The 13,772-nt window shown below is 69.7% G+C and carries 18 protein-coding genes and 1 pseudogene; 11 read left to right on the top strand and 8 right to left on the bottom strand.

Features of this window, described 5'->3' with window-relative positions; all coding sequences use genetic code 11:
- Window positions 1–75: 75 nt before the first annotated feature.
- The 4 genes from ACZ4TV_RS02365 to ACZ4TV_RS02350 all read left to right on the top strand — a co-directional run bounded on the left by ACZ4TV_RS02365 (window position 76) and on the right by ACZ4TV_RS02350 (window position 3,698).
- Window positions 76–1,533, top strand: coding sequence for a menaquinone biosynthesis decarboxylase (locus ACZ4TV_RS02365; RefSeq protein ID WP_468129745.1), 1,458 nt, complete (start codon window positions 76–78; stop codon window positions 1,531–1,533).
- A complete protein-coding gene (locus tag ACZ4TV_RS02360; RefSeq protein WP_468129743.1) occupies window positions 1,530–2,003 on the top strand; it encodes a hypothetical protein in 474 nt (157 codons plus the stop codon). The genes ACZ4TV_RS02365 and ACZ4TV_RS02360 overlap by 4 nt, the downstream gene beginning before the upstream one ends.
- Window positions 2,000–2,923, top strand: a complete 924-nt coding sequence (mqnP, locus tag ACZ4TV_RS02355) for a menaquinone biosynthesis prenyltransferase MqnP (RefSeq protein WP_468129741.1) — start codon at window positions 2,000–2,002, stop codon at window positions 2,921–2,923. The genes ACZ4TV_RS02360 and mqnP overlap by 4 nt, the downstream gene beginning before the upstream one ends.
- Before the next feature lie 82 nt (window positions 2,924–3,005).
- The gene (locus ACZ4TV_RS02350) at window positions 3,006–3,698 is read left to right on the top strand and encodes a UbiX family flavin prenyltransferase (RefSeq protein WP_468129739.1); all 693 of its coding nucleotides are present in this window, start codon (window positions 3,006–3,008) and stop codon (window positions 3,696–3,698) included.
- A gap of 47 nt (window positions 3,699–3,745) precedes the next feature.
- Here ACZ4TV_RS02350 and ACZ4TV_RS02345 read toward each other — a convergent pair whose 3' ends face one another.
- Window positions 3,746–3,883: a hypothetical protein gene (locus tag ACZ4TV_RS02345; protein ID WP_468129930.1), complete on the bottom strand. Its 138-nt coding sequence runs from the start codon at window positions 3,881–3,883 to the stop codon at window positions 3,746–3,748.
- A 123-nt stretch (window positions 3,884–4,006) separates the two neighbouring features.
- On the opposite strand from ACZ4TV_RS02345, the gene ACZ4TV_RS02340 reads away from it, so the two are divergent.
- The 5 genes from ACZ4TV_RS02340 (at window position 4,007) to ACZ4TV_RS02320 (ending at window position 8,597) form a co-directional block, all read left to right on the top strand.
- Window positions 4,007–4,462, top strand: coding sequence for an Lrp/AsnC family transcriptional regulator (locus ACZ4TV_RS02340; protein ID WP_468129737.1), 456 nt, complete (start codon window positions 4,007–4,009; stop codon window positions 4,460–4,462).
- 75 nt (window positions 4,463–4,537) lie between these two features.
- Window positions 4,538–5,701, top strand: coding sequence for an aminofutalosine synthase MqnE (gene mqnE / locus ACZ4TV_RS02335; RefSeq protein WP_360901644.1), 1,164 nt, complete (start codon window positions 4,538–4,540; stop codon window positions 5,699–5,701).
- A gap of 99 nt (window positions 5,702–5,800) precedes the next feature.
- Entirely contained in the window at window positions 5,801–6,325 is a 525-nt protein-coding gene (locus ACZ4TV_RS02330) for a GNAT family N-acetyltransferase (RefSeq protein WP_468129735.1), read from the top strand.
- Window positions 6,326–6,568: 243 nt separating this feature from the next.
- Complete coding sequence (locus ACZ4TV_RS02325; protein ID WP_468129920.1) at window positions 6,569–6,841, top strand: DUF4229 domain-containing protein; 273 nt, start codon at window positions 6,569–6,571, stop codon at window positions 6,839–6,841.
- 427 nt (window positions 6,842–7,268) lie between these two features.
- A complete protein-coding gene (locus ACZ4TV_RS02320; RefSeq protein ID WP_468129733.1) occupies window positions 7,269–8,597 on the top strand; it encodes a dicarboxylate/amino acid:cation symporter in 1,329 nt (442 codons plus the stop codon).
- Window positions 8,598–8,676: 79 nt separating this feature from the next.
- Here the strand turns inward: ACZ4TV_RS02320 and ACZ4TV_RS02315 are convergent, their stop codons facing one another.
- From ACZ4TV_RS02315 to ACZ4TV_RS02290, 6 genes are all read right to left on the bottom strand, one after another.
- Window positions 8,677–9,306, bottom strand: coding sequence for an NADPH-dependent F420 reductase (locus ACZ4TV_RS02315; protein WP_468129731.1), 630 nt, complete (start codon window positions 9,304–9,306; stop codon window positions 8,677–8,679).
- Between the two features lie 307 nt (window positions 9,307–9,613).
- Window positions 9,614–9,778, bottom strand: coding sequence for a DUF4177 domain-containing protein (locus ACZ4TV_RS02310; RefSeq protein ID WP_468129918.1), 165 nt, complete (start codon window positions 9,776–9,778; stop codon window positions 9,614–9,616).
- A 223-nt stretch (window positions 9,779–10,001) separates the two neighbouring features.
- Entirely contained in the window at window positions 10,002–10,316 is a 315-nt protein-coding gene (locus ACZ4TV_RS02305; RefSeq protein ID WP_468129729.1) for a hypothetical protein, read from the bottom strand.
- Window positions 10,317–10,331: 15 nt separating this feature from the next.
- Window positions 10,332–10,532, bottom strand: coding sequence for a DUF397 domain-containing protein (locus ACZ4TV_RS02300; protein ID WP_468129727.1), 201 nt, complete (start codon window positions 10,530–10,532; stop codon window positions 10,332–10,334).
- A complete protein-coding gene (locus ACZ4TV_RS02295; protein WP_468129725.1) occupies window positions 10,520–10,705 on the bottom strand; it encodes a DUF397 domain-containing protein in 186 nt (61 codons plus the stop codon). Before ACZ4TV_RS02295 ends, ACZ4TV_RS02300 begins: the two co-directional genes overlap by 13 nt.
- On the bottom strand, window positions 10,702–11,559 hold the full coding sequence (locus tag ACZ4TV_RS02290) for a helix-turn-helix domain-containing protein (RefSeq protein ID WP_468129723.1): 858 nt from the start codon (window positions 11,557–11,559) through the stop codon (window positions 10,702–10,704). Before ACZ4TV_RS02290 ends, ACZ4TV_RS02295 begins: the two co-directional genes overlap by 4 nt.
- 154 nt (window positions 11,560–11,713) lie before the next feature.
- Here ACZ4TV_RS02290 and ACZ4TV_RS02285 point away from each other — a divergent pair, with 154 nt between their 5' ends.
- Window positions 11,714–12,181, top strand: a complete 468-nt coding sequence (locus ACZ4TV_RS02285; protein ID WP_468129721.1) for an ATP-binding protein — start codon at window positions 11,714–11,716, stop codon at window positions 12,179–12,181.
- A gap of 201 nt (window positions 12,182–12,382) precedes the next feature.
- Complete coding sequence (locus ACZ4TV_RS02280; protein WP_468129719.1) at window positions 12,383–13,222, top strand: helix-turn-helix domain-containing protein; 840 nt, start codon at window positions 12,383–12,385, stop codon at window positions 13,220–13,222.
- 149 nt (window positions 13,223–13,371) lie between these two features.
- Here the strand turns inward: ACZ4TV_RS02280 and ACZ4TV_RS02275 are convergent.
- Window positions 13,372–13,772: pseudogene (locus ACZ4TV_RS02275) on the bottom strand (PKD domain-containing protein); the annotation flags it as partial.

Genomic DNA, 13,772 nt, shown 5'->3' with positions numbered 1-13,772 from the left:
TGGAAACAATGGCGGGGTTCGATTCGACGGCCCCGGTGACAGGTCCAGCGTAGCCGGTGACCGATACTGACCCCTATGGCTTACGACGATCTCCGCTCGCTGCTCCGGGCTCTGGAGCGGGAGGGCGACCTCAAGCGCATCAAGGCCGAAGTCGACCCGTATCTGGAGATCGGGGAGATCGTCGACAGAGTGAACAAGGCGGGGGGCCCGGCGCTCCTCTTCGAGAACGTCAAGGGCTCGGCGATGCCGCTGGCCATGAACGTCTTCGGCACCGACCGCCGCCTCCTGAAGGCCCTCGGCCTGAAGTCGTACGGCGAGATCAGCGAGAAGATCGGCGGCCTGCTGAAGCCGGAGCTGCCGCAGGGCTTCATCGGGGTCCGCGAGGCCTTCGGCAAGCTCGGCTCGATGGTCCACGTGCCGCCGAAGAAGGTGAAGGGCGACTCCGCGCCCGTCCAGGAGGTCGTCCTCACCGGCGACGACGTGGACCTCGACCAGCTGCCGGCGCTCTTCACGTGGCCCAAGGACGGCGGTTCCTTCTTCAACCTCGGCCTGACCCACACCAAGCACCCCGAGACTGGCGTGCGCAACCTCGGCCTCTACCGCCTCCAGCGCCACGACAAGCGCACCATCGGCATGCACTGGCAGATCCACAAGGACAGCCGCAACCACTACGCCGTCGCCGCGGCCAAGGGTGAGCGGCTGCCGGTCGCGATCGCCTTCGGCTGCCCGCCGGCCGTGACGTACGCCTCCACCGCGCCGCTGCCGGGCGACATCGACGAGTACCTCTTCGCCGGCTTCGTCGCCGGCAAGCGGATCGAGATGGTGGACTGCAAGACCGTCCCGCTCCAGGTCCCGGCCCACGCGGAGGTCGTCATCGAGGGCTGGCTGGAGCCGGGCGAGATGCTCCCGGAGGGCCCCTTCGGCGACCACACCGGCTTCTACACCCCGCAGGAGCCCTTCCCGGCCCTGACGATCGACTGCGTGACGATGCGCAAGCGTCCGCTCCTCCAGTCGATCGTGGTCGGCCGGCCGCCGACGGAGGACGGCCCGCTGGGCCGCGCGACGGAGCGGTTCTTCCTGCCGCTCCTGAAGATCATCGTGCCGGACATCGTGGACTACCACCTGCCCGAGTCGGGCGGCTTCCACAACTGCGCGATCGTCTCGATCGACAAGAAGTACCCGAAGCACGCGCAGAAGGTCATGCACGCCATCTGGGGCGCGCACATGATGTCGCTGACCAAGCTGATCATCGTGGTGGACAAGGACTGCGACGTCCACGACCTGCACGAGGTGTCCTGGCGGGCGCTCGGCAACACCGACTACTCCCGTGACCTGACGGTCGTCGAGGGGCCGGTCGACCACCTGGACCACGCCTCGTACCAGCAGTTCTGGGGCGGCAAGGCGGGCATCGACGCGACGAAGAAGCTGCCCGAGGAGGGCTACACCCGCGACGGCGGCTGGCCCGACATGGTCGAGTCCGACCCTGCGACGGCGGCCCTGGTGGACCGCCGCTGGAAGGAGTACGGCCTGTGAGCCCGATCGTGATGGGCGGCCCGGCCCTCTACATCGGCAGCGACACGGCGTACGTGGCCCTGGTGCGCCCGGAGCTCGACCCGGCGGACCCGGGCGTGCGGGAGGCCGCCGCGGCGGCGGGCGCCTCGCCCGAGGAGTTCGCGGGTCCGGGGAACGTCTGGGCGCTGATGTGGGACCACGAGGACGGCGAGGGCGGCGGCTTCGAGCTGCCCGGGCTGCGGGACGCCGAGGCGGAGGACTTCGCGGAGCGCCTGCGTCTCGCGCTGGGCACGGGGGAGGCGTTCACGGTCGAGGCGGGCGACGTCCTGCGCCTCGACGCGGGCCCCGCCGGTGCCGGCGGGTACGCCTTCGCCGCCCGCGTCACCCCGCCCGAGGGCGAGGACGCGGACCCCGTGACCCTGGAACCGGAACCGGTCCCCACGGCCACTCTCCTGACCGACCTCGAAGAGTTCCGCAGGAGCCTCACATGATGACCACCGCCGACGGCGTGATCGGACCCGGCCCCGCACCCGAGGCCACCAACAAGGTCAAGGCCTTTCTTCGGCTCGTGATGATCGAGCACTCGGTCTTCGCGCTGCCCTTCGCCTACATCGCCGCGCTCACCGCCATGTTCCAGCTCGACCGGAACGTGCACTGGGGCAAGCTGCTGCTCGTCACCGTCTGCATGGTGGGGCTGCGGACCTTCGCGATGGCCGCCAACCGGATCATCGACCGCGAGATCGACGCCCGTAACCCGCGCACGGCGGGCCGCGAGCTGGTCACCGGCGCGGTCTCCGTCCGCTCGGCCTGGACCGGCGCCGGGATCGCGGTCGCCGTCTTCCTCGGCTCGGCGGCGCTGCTGAACCCGCTCTGCCTGGCGCTGGCGCCCATCGCGGTGATCCCGATGGTGGTGTACCCGTACGGCAAGCGGTTCACGAACTTCCCGCACGCCATCCTGGGACTGGCCCAGGCGATGGGCCCGGTCGGGGCCTGGCTGGCGGTCACCGGCGAGTGGTCCTCGGACGCGGTGATCCTGGGCCTCGCGGTGGGCGTGTGGATCGGCGGCTTCGACCTGATCTTCGGCAGTCAGGACGTGGCCGCGGACCGCGCGGAGGGCGTCAAGTCCGTCCCGGCCCGCTTCGGAGTCGCGGCCGCGCTCTGGGGGGCGCGCGGCGCGCACGTCGTGACCACGGCCCTGCTGGTCTGGTACGCCCTGGCCACGGGCGCCGGGATGTTCTTCTGGGCGGGCCTGCTGATCGTCGTCTGCGCCTTCCTCTACGAGCACAGCATCGTGACGCCGCACGACCTGTCCCGCCTGAACCGCGCCTTCTTCACGGTCAACGGCTTCATCGGGATCGCCCTCTTCGTGTGCGCCCTGCTGGACCTCGCGGTCCGCGGCCTGACCTTCTAGGGCAGACGACTGGCGCCGGGTCCGCGCCGGACACCGCACCTGACCCGCGCCCGGCCCGTGGTGGCCGGATAGTCTCGGAGGTATGACTGAGCGCAAGCGCACCCCGTGGGTGGTCGGGGTTTCCGGGGCGTCCGGGACGCCGTACGCGGCGGCGGTGCTCCGCGGACTGCTCGCCGCGGGGGAGAGCGTCGACCTGGTGGTGAGCCGGGCCTCGCGCCTGACCCTGCTGGACGAGACCGGGATCGCCTTCCGCGACGCGCACTGGCGCGAGGACCTCGCGGAGTGGCTGGCGCGCGGCGCCGACGGCAAGCCGGGGACCTTCGAGGTCCCGGCGGGCGACGCGGACGTACGGTACTGGGGCGCCGGGGACCTGGCCGCCGGCCCGAGCTCGGGCTCGTACCCGGTCAAGGGGATGCTCATCGTCCCCGCGTCCACGGCCTGCGTGGCGGGGGTGGCGCTCGGACTGTCGAAGGACCTGCTCCAGCGCGTGGCGAGCGTGACGCTCAAGGAGCGGCGCCGGCTGGTGGTCGCGGTGCGGGAGACCCCGCTGAACGGGCAGACGCTCAAGCACCTGGTGGCGCTGGACGAGGCGGGCGCGGTCGTGCTGCCCGCCTCTCCGGCGTTCTACGCGGGCGCGACGCACATCCAGGATCTGGTGGACTTCGTCGCGGGGCGGGTGCTGGACGCGGCAGGGGTGCCGCACCGGCTGTACCGCCGTTGGGAAGGGGAGCTGGGAGGGTCCCGCTCTGCCCAGCGGGCGAGCGGGGGTGGCTAGGCCTTCCGGGCCTACTCGGCGTCCGGAGCCTCCGGAGCCTACGTGGCCTACTTGGCCTTCTTGGCGCCCAGCGGCTTGCGGATCCGGTCGACGCGGTGGGCCGCGGCGGGCTGGTGGGCACGGGATCGGTTGGCCAGCTCCTGGAGCTGTCGCATGTGTGCGTGGGCCATCTCGATCGTGAACACGGTGTACCACTCCTGAAGATCGTCACTGATCTGCTGAAAAGATTCACAGGGTGTTGACCCTGTGCACCTTAGATTCTATACCTAGACTTGGAAGATCACCGAATAATGGAAGGCCCCACGTAAATGGACACGGTGGACAGGCAGCTCATCCAGGCACTCCGGGAAAACGGTCGTGCCTCGTACGCGGAGCTGGGCCGTCTCGTGGGCCTCTCCGGCCCCAGCGTCACCGACCGCATCAACCGGCTGGAGACGGCCGGCGTCATCACCGGCTACCGCGCGACGGTGGACTCGGCCTCGCTCGGCCTCGGCGTCACGGCGCTGATCGGCATCTCCCTCTCCGACGCCGCGGACCACGAGGACGTGGCCCGGCGGCTGCGCGACCTCGCCGAGATCGAGGACTGCTGGTTCATCGCCGGCGACGACTCCTTCATGCTCAAGGTGCGCGCCAACGACGTGGACGGCCTGGAGAAGATCATCCGCAAGCTCTCCGGCACCAAGGGCGTCTCGCGCACCCGCACCACCATCGTGCTCTCCACCAAGTGGGAGAACCGGGTCGGGGAACTGCCCGAAGAAGTCTGAGAGTACGGTTGGGCAGGGTTTCGCAGTTCGCAGTTCGCAGTACAGGCAGAGGCATCTAGAGGAGGCGACCGGTACATGGACGCTGGGCTCAAGCGTGAGCTGGAGGAGAAGGTCCGCTCCGGCGAGCGGCTGACCCGTGAGGACGGTATCGCCCTCTACGAGTCGGACGACCTGGCCTGGCTCGGTGGCCTCGCCCACGAGGTGCGCACGCGCAAGAACGGTGACGTCGTCCACTTCAACGTCAACCGCCACCTCAACATGACGAACGTGTGCACCGCTTCGTGCGCGTACTGCTCGTTCCAGCGCAAGCCGGGCGAGAAGGACGCGTACACGATGCGCATCGAGGAGGCCGTGCGCCTGGCCAAGGCCATGGAGAACGACAACCTCACCGAGCTGCACATCGTCAACGGCCTGCACCCGAACCTGCCGTGGCGCTACTACCCGCGCTCGCTCTCCGAGCTGAAGAAGGCGCTGCCGAACGTCTCGCTGAAGGCGTTCACGGCGACCGAGATCCACCACTTCGAGACGATCTCCGGCATGTCGGCCTCCGACATCCTGGACGAGCTGATCGAGGCGGGCCTGGAGTCGCTCACCGGCGGCGGCGCGGAGATCTTCGACTGGGAGGTCCGCCAGCACATCGTCGACCACCGCACCCACTGGGAGGACTGGTCGCGCATCCACCGGCTCGCGCACTCGAAGGGTCTCAAGACCCCCTCGACGATGCTGTACGGGCACATCGAGGAGCCGCGCCACCGCGTGGACCACGTACTGCGGCTGCGCGAGCTCCAGGACGAGACCGGCGGCTTCCAGGTCTTCATTCCGCTGCGCTACCAGCACGACTTCGTGGACATGAAGGACGGCAAGGTACGCAACAAGCTCCAGGCGCGCACGACGATGGCGACCGGCGCCGAGGCGCTGAAGACCTTCGCCGTCTCGCGTCTGCTCTTCGACAACGTGCCGCACGTCAAGGTCTTCTGGGTGATGCACGGCGTGCAGACCGCCCAGCTCGCCCTGCAGCACGGCGCCGACGACATGGACGGCTCGGTCGTCGAGTACAAGATCACGCACGACGCGGACAACTACGGCACTCCGAACAAGCTGGGCCGTGAGGATCTGCTGGAGCTGATCCGGGAGGCGGGCTTCCGCCCGGTCGAGCGCAACACGCGCTACGAGATCATCCGCGAGTACCCCGGTCCGGACGCGGGCCTGCGCGAGACCCCGCAGGCGATGCGCGTCTGACGCTCCGTCCGACCTTCTCCCAGCGAGTTAACCCCGGCCCATGGGCCGGGGTTTAACTTTTTCTGGACGGGCAGATGAGGTAATGGGTAACCTTGCGAAATGACCCTTACTTTCACCCTGGACCCGGTCGTCGGCCCTTCCCTGCGTGAGGGAATCCTGGAGCTGTGGGCCGACGTCTCCAACGCGGGCGGCGCCGTGGGCTTCGTACCGCCGGTCACCTTCGACGACGTACGCCCCGCGCTCGACAAGCACCTCGCCGGCGTCGCCGACGGGAGCTGCCGACTGCTCGTCGGACACGACGGGGACGGCTCGGTCGCCGCGACCGCCTTCCTCACGCACAACGCGCACCGGCTCCAGCTGCACTGGCTGTGGGCCTACACGGTGATGGTCCATCCGCGCCACCAGGGCAAGGGCTACGGGCGCGAGCTCATGGCCGCGACGGAGGCCGCGGCCCGCTCCATCGGGGGCATCGACGCGATCCGCCTCACCTGCCGCGGCGGGCTCGGCCTGGAGCACTTCTACGCGGCCTGCGGCTACAAGGAGGTCGGCCGCGTCCCCGGCGCCGTCCGGGTGGCCCCGGGCGACGACCGCGACGACATCACGATGCTGCTGCCGCTGTACTGACCTACGGCAGCGGGATGGGTGCCGGGAGAGGTGGTGGCCGCGCCAGTCGGCGTACGGGCTGCCGTAGGGGCCGCCGTACGGGCCGCCGTACGGGCCGTCGCCGTACCCCGGAGGGCCGTGGCGGGGTCCCGGCGTGCTTCACTGGACGGGCACCAGCCGCCGTACGACCCGCCGTACGACCACGACGAGAGAGAAGGGGTCACCGTGTCCCGCAAGCCGAGCGCAACGATCCGCTACACCGCGATGCGCCTGGGCATCTTCGTCGGATGCCTCGTCGCCGTCGCGATCCTCGTCCAGGTCGGCTGGGTGCCGGCCGGGCTCGGGGACGCCAACGCCGCCTGGGTCGTGCTGCTCGCCCTCATGCTCTCCGCCCCGCTCTCCTTCGTCCTCCTGCGCAAGCAGCGCGACGAGATGTCGCAGCAGATCGCCGGGCGCGTCGCGGGTGCGAAGCAGAAGCTCGCCGCGAACCGCAGCCAGGAGGACCAGGTCGACGACGGGGCGCGCGCGAGCTCGTAACGCCCGGTCGACTCCGTCGGCTCCGTTCGGCCCCAGTCGCACCGTCGGCCCCAGTTGGCTTCATCACACACGAACCGCCCCAGCCCCGGGAATACCGCCCGCAGCGCTGGGGCGTTGGTGTTTTCCGGCTCGGCGCAAGAGGGCCTCGTGCGCCGTTGTCTCAAAGTGCCCCTTTGAGATTCTCAAAGGAGGGGTGTTAGCGTGTTCAACATGTTGACCCCAGCTGCGCGCCCGATGACCACGAGCCTCGTGCTCGTGATGCGCCTGCACGTCGACCTCTGCCGCCGCGCGTCCGCGGCCTGTTGCTGTTGAGCTGAATCGATACAGCAGCGGTCCCGGTGGTCCCGGCCGGCCTTTCCCGGCTGTTGCCGCACCGCATCACCACCGCAGTACTTCCCCCCTGTCTTTCGTGCGCCACCTCCGGAGAGTGTCCGTGTCCGCGACCCCCCAGGCCCCTGCCAAGGCCTCGTTCACCTTCCCCTTCTGGGCCCAGATCGTCGCCGGTCTCGCCCTCGGTGTCCTCTTCGGGTGGATAGCCCGCAGCCAGGACATCAGCTGGCTCGCCACCACGCTGGAGAAGACCGGCGACATCTTCGTCCAGCTGCTGAAGCTGGCCATCGCCCCGCTCGTCTTCTTCGCGATCCTGGTGTCGATCACGAACCTGCGGAAGGTGAACAACGCCGCGCGGCTCGCCACCCGCACCCTGCTCTGGTTCATGATCACCTCGCTGATCGCGGTCGGCATCGGCATCGCGATCGGCCTGCTGACCGACCCGGGCTCCGGGACCGGCCTCACCGCGGCCGACGGCAAGGACCCGAAGAAGACCGGCTCCTGGATCGACTTCCTGACCGGGATCGTGCCGACGGACATCGTCACGCCGTTCACCGAGCTCAAGGTCCTCCAGATCGTCTTCCTGGCCGTCGTCGCCGGTATCGCCGCCCTCCAGCTGGGTAGCAAGGCGAAGCCGGTCCTGGACCTGGCCGAGTCCGTCCTGGAGCTGCTCCAGAAGGCCCTGTGGTGGGTCATCCGCCTCGCCCCGATCGGCACCATCGGCCTGATCGGCACCGCGATCGCCACGTACGGCTGGGACCTGATCGGCAAGTACGCGACCTTCACCGCCGACATCTACATCGGCTGCGCCCTCGTGATGTTCGTCGTCTACCCGCTGCTGCTCGCGACGGTCGCCAAGGTCAACCCGCTCCAGTTCTTCAAGGGCGCCTGGCCGGCCATCCAGCTGGCCTTCGTCTCCCGCTCCTCGGTCGGCACCATGCCGGTCACCCAGAAGGTCACCGAGCGCCTCGGCGTCCCGAAGGAGTACGCCTCCTTCGCCGTCCCGTTCGGCGCCACCACCAAGATGGACGGCTGCGCCGCGATCTACCCGGCGCTCGCCGCGATCTTCATCGCGCAGATCTTCGACGTGCAGCTGGGCATCAAGGAGTACCTGCTCATCGTCTTCGTCTCGGTCATCGGCTCGGCCGCGACGGCCGGTCTGACGGGCGCGACGGTCATGCTGACGCTGACCCTCTCCACGCTGGGCCTCCCGCTGGCGGGCGTCGGCCTGCTGATGGCGATCGACCCGATCCTGGACATGATCCGCACGGCCACCAACGTGGCCGGCCAGGCCGTGGTCCCGGTCATCGTCTCGGCCCGCGAGGGAATCCTGGACAAGGAGGCCTACGCCTCCGCCTCGGCCTCCCCGCTGGACGACCCGGCCCCGTCCGACGCCGCGCCGCAGCCGGTCCCCGCGGTCGCCTGATCCGCCGCCCGGCCGATCGTCCGGCCGCCGCACTCGCCGCAGCCCCCGCCCCCGTCCGGGCGGGGGCTGTGGCGTTGTCCTAGGCCGCCGACGGGCGGGTGACCACGTGGATGTTGAACGTGTGGGCCCCCAGACCGCCCGCGATGCCCATGAAGAGCAGGGCGAAGTGCTCCTGTCCGCGCGCGGTGACGATGCCGCCGATGTCCAGCTGGGAGGAGGGCGGCCAGCCGAGGTCGGTGAGCAGCCGGCCGGTGGTCCGTTTCGCTTCGGCATCGTCGCCGGAGAGGAAAACGGTGCTCGGGCCCTGGAGCGCGTCCGGGGCGGTCATCACGGTGGAGTCCATGGTGCACAGCGTCTTGACGACGGGGGTCAGGGGGAAGGCTTCCTGGATCTGTTCACCCAGGCTGCTGTTGGGATGCGAGAGCTCGCTGTAGTCGTCGGAGAGACCGACCCCGACATCGATCAGCAGGGTGCCGGCCAGCGCCGGCGCCCCGATGGAGCGCAGCAGCTCCACGGAAACACCCCCCGGGGTGGCGTTGACCAGTACCTCTGCGTGGGCGGCTGTCTCGCTCAGGCCCGCCACGGGCAGACCGAGGTCCGTCCGCTCCTCGGGCAGGCGCGAACCGAGAAGCACGTCGTGTCCTGCGGCGCTCCACCCCTGGGCCAGTGCCCGAGCGACGTTTCCGGTGCCAAGTAGTCCTATTCGCATGGTGCGACGCTAACCATGGCCGAAGCCCGGCGAATCCGACCACGGACCCGATCGCACCGGCACCAAAGACCTAGGACCGGCGTGATGTTGTGGTGGCCGCGCGCCGATCCCGAGGAAGGCTCGAGATGACGCAGAACGCACCGGACTTCTCTGAACTCCCGGACCCCGCCCGGCACACGGCGGCCCCCTTGGAGATGCGGGACGTCTACAGCGCGGGAGTCACCACCGACCGAAGAGAGTGGCGAGGAAATGCGTGGGAGGAATCCGGGTTCGGGGGCGCCCGTCTCGAACCGTGGCCGAGGTGGAGTCAGGACGATTCGACCGGGCGCTTGAGATAGGCCACGAGCTGATCCGGGTTGTCCGGACTGGGCAGCACTGCGACGAGCTCCCAGCCGTCCGAGCCCCACGTGTCCAGAGTCTGCTTGGTCGCGTGCGCGGTCAGCGGCACGGTCGCGTACTCCCACTGGGTCACGACGGGGAGGCTCACGGTCCCTGGCACGGCCATCGCCGTAAGAGGGACGGTCGCGGCGGGGGCTCGTGACACCGCTGCCGGTGTGAACGCCAGGGCCGAGGCCGCGAGGGCCGGGGCCACCAGCAGGGCGAGGGATCGCTTGGTCCGCATGGGCATCCCCTTCCAGAGAACGGGGCAATTCGACCGTAGCGGGCTGCCTGCGAAGCGGCGACCTGGAGCGTCGTCAGGCGGTCTGCGCGCGGACGTACGCGACCGTCGCCAGCAGGAACGGTACGGCGAACCACCAGCGGCCCATGGTCCGCCGGTACACCGGGGTGATGGTGATCAGCAGCCCCAGGAGACAGAGGGTGAGCGAGACGCCGGCGGTGAACCGGACGTCCTCGCGCAGTTGGTCGTACGGCGAGTCCGGCCGCATGGCCAGGGCGATGCCGCAGAAGTACACCGCCGGGACGTAGACCAGGACGAGCGGCACGCCGAGCACCCACCGCAGGCAGCCCTGGTCCTGCGGCAGGTCGATGTTCTCGTGTCGGAGTCTCATGCCGGCGCGTGCGTGTCAGTGGCCGGAGGTGTGCGCTACGAATCCCGCCCAGGCGTGAGGGGCGAAGCCGAGGGCGGGAATCTGGAGGTCCTTGGAGTCGCGGACGTGGATGGTGGCGGGGGTGCGGGCCACCTCGACGCAGTCGTTGATGTCGCTGCTGTCGCTGTAGCTGCTCCTGAACCACTCCAGCTCGGGGGCGGCGGTCATGAGGCGCATCCCACGAACTTCGACCATGCCCCAGGTGCGAAGGTGAGGTGGGGCAGTGCGATGTCCTTGGAGTCGCGGACGCGGATCGTGGCGGGGGTGTGGGCCACTTCGACGCAGTCGTTGATGTCGCCGCTGTCGCTGTAGCTGCTCTTGAACCACTCCAGCTCGGGTTGGTGGATCATGTCTCTCCCAGCACTTGCTCGATAAATGCGACCGACTCCCGTGGACCGAGGGCCTGAGAGCGGATCATGGCATGGCACTGCTCCAGTATCCGGAGCTGCCGCGGATTCGAGACGGGCCGACCGTTGAACGCTCCTTCCGAGCGTCCCACCGCCGTCCCGTCCGCGAACTTCAGCACCTGGATCAACCCGCCCATTCCGGCGTGCTCTTCGCAGTCCGTTGGCATCACCTGGATCGTCACATGCCGCAACTGAGCCACCTCCAGAAGGCGTTCAAGTTGCCTGCGCATCACCATTGTCCCTCCGATACGCCGCCGAAGGGTCACCTCTTCCTGGACGAAACTGAGGGCAGGTGCGGGGGAGCGGTCGAAGATGGACCGGCGGGCCATGCGTGCAGCCACACCACGCTCCACCTGCTCCTTCGTCTGAGGCGGCTGCCACATTTCGAAGAGGGCCCGGGCATAGTCGTCGGTCTGCAGCAGGCCGTGGATGTTGTGGTTCCCGTAGGCCGAGAGTTCGACGGCCTTGGCCTCCATTTTGGCGAGGTTCCGGACGGTCTTCGGGTAGCGGATCGGCTCCATGTCCGCCTTCATCGCTGCGATCTTTCCGCCCGCGCGCAGCGCTTCGTCCGCCCTGTCCAGGTACTCGGGGCGGGGGATGCGCTTGCCCGCTTCGACCTTGCGGACGAGGTCCTCCCCGTACCCGATGGCCGTGCCGAGGTCGGCGGCCCGCATGCCCGCTTCCTCTCGCCATGCGCGGAGCTGGCGCCCCAAGACAGCCAGTACCGCGACTCCCTGTTCGTCCTCGGGGTCGACGTCCCAGCCCGCGTCTTCCGTACCGTCACTGTCCACGCTCATGCGCGCCCACCTCCGACGTACCGATGTCCTCAACGCCCTCTGCCCGGAGGCCGCGCGGGACAGCCGGGACAGCACCGGACAAGCGCCGGACAAAGGCCGGACGCGCGGGCGTTTCCGCTTCTCACGGTACGCACGCGGCACCACGCTGAGTGACGTGACTACGCACATCTGGTACTCCCCAGGCCGATTCGGCGCCCAGCTCGCCGCCACCCCGCGCGGCGCCCGGCAGGCTCGGCAGCTGACCATCGAGACGCTCGCTTCCTGGGGTCTGCCGACCGAAGGGCCCGCGCTCATCGTGGCCGAGCTGGCGGCCAATGCGGTGACCCACGGCCGGGTTCGCGGACGGGACTTCCGCCTCGTCCTCGCCCTGGCCGACGGCAGGCTCCGCATCGAGGTGGTCGATACCCGTGGCGACCGCATCCCGGGTATCCGCGACGCGGACGGGGACGCGGAGGGTGGGAGGGGGCTGGTGCTGGTGGACGCGATCGCGGACCGCTGGGGTGTGGACCAGGGGCTACCGCCGTGCAAGGCGGTCTGGGCGGAATTGGATGTGCCCGGGTGGGGCGGGGGGAACCGTGACGCGGGGGCCCGTGACCCGGTGCGCTCGGACGTCACTGCTTGAAAGCCCGGAGGGAAATCCAACCCACCAACCCACCCCTCCGGCTCCCCACTCACTCACATGGGTGAACTGTGCCAACTGGGCTGGATTTCGGGTGGGTTGGCGGGCATATGCTCGCCGCACAACATCAGACATGAGACGGCCCCCGGCGGGACTGGCATCCCGGTCGAGGGCCTGACCAACTAGGAAGTAAGCGGCTTCCCAATGGCTCTTCAGAAGCTTAGCGCGCCCTCGCGCGCGTCGTCCCGTGTTCCTGCCGGGACCCCCCAATCCGGTGTCATTCACGTCAACGTCCGGCACGCCGATCAATACACCGTGGTGGGCAACCACCTCGCCCAGCACCGTGAGTTGTCGCTGGTCGCGATCGGGCTCGCGCTCCACATCCAGTCGCTGCCGACCGGTGCCCGCGTCGGCATCAAGCGGCTCGCCGAACGGTTCCCGGAGGGGGAGGTGCGGATCGCCTCCGCTCTGCGGGAGCTGGAGGCGTACGGGTACCTGGAGCGCAGCCGCGTACGGCTGGACACCGGGCAGGTCGTGACCCGGACGGTGTCCTACAACCGCCCGCGCGGAGCGCCGCCCGAGCCCCCGCCGCCGCCCCCGCTCCCGCCGCCGGAGGAGCCCGCGCCCGAGCCCGCGCCCCCACCGGAGCCGGTGGCGGCACCCGCACCCGCGCGGGTCCGGCCGGAGGCCGCGGACCTGCTCGCGGTGCTGCGGTGCGAGGACCCCCGGCTGTTGCTCGCCGACCGCGACGTGAAGCAGCTCGCGCCCGGGGTCTCGGCCTGGCTGGAGCGCGGGGCCGCGCCCGAGGCCGTACGCCATGTCCTGAGCGCGGACCTTCCCGCCGACCTGCGCCGCCCGGCGGCCCTGATCGCGTACCGCCTCAAGACGCAGCTCCCGCCCCACCTCCCGGCGGCCCCGCCCGTGCGGCCGGTCAGACGGCCGGACCCGCTCCAGAACTGCGACGGCTGCGACCGCGCCTACCGAGCCCCCGAACCGGGCCGCTGCCGCGACTGCCCGCCGGACACCGACACAGCCGCCGCCTAGTTGGTCGGCCTGGCGGCCGTCTGGAGCGATGCGGGGCTGGCCCCCTTAACGCCAAACGGCCCGCCGTGTGGGCGGGCCGTTGGCTCGGGTTGGCGGACCGGAGGTCCGGGGTCGTGCCGTGCCGTGCCGTGTCGGCACGACACGCGGCGTTACGACGTGTAGTAGCCGGCTACGTCGGCGATGAGGTCGACTGTTCCGGCGTGGTTGTAGAAGCTGACCTTTCCGTTGATGACGGGGACGACGACGAGGTTGGGGATGGTCTGTCCGGCGGTGAAGTTGAGGTTGGAGGCGCTGGTGCGGGTGGTGCCGTTGGGGTAGACGGAGACGAAGCTGGGGGCGGTGGGGGAGGTGGCGGTGACGTTCAGGACGACGGCCGTGACCCCGGTGGCCGGGATTCCGGCGGTGCCGGTGACCTGGAGGGTGACGGTTCCTGCCGCGCCGACCTTCGCCTTTGGTACGCCCAGTCCTTCGCGCGTGTCCATCAGCCGGGTCGGTGTGATCGGCTTGTAGCCCGAGCCGGTGCCGTCCGTGGTGTAGTAGCCGGCCACGT

It is taken from the genome of Streptomyces sp. NPDC028910, assembly GCF_055564955.1.
The sequence above is the reverse complement of the archived record's forward strand: the minus strand, read 5'-3'. Positions and strand labels throughout refer to the sequence as shown.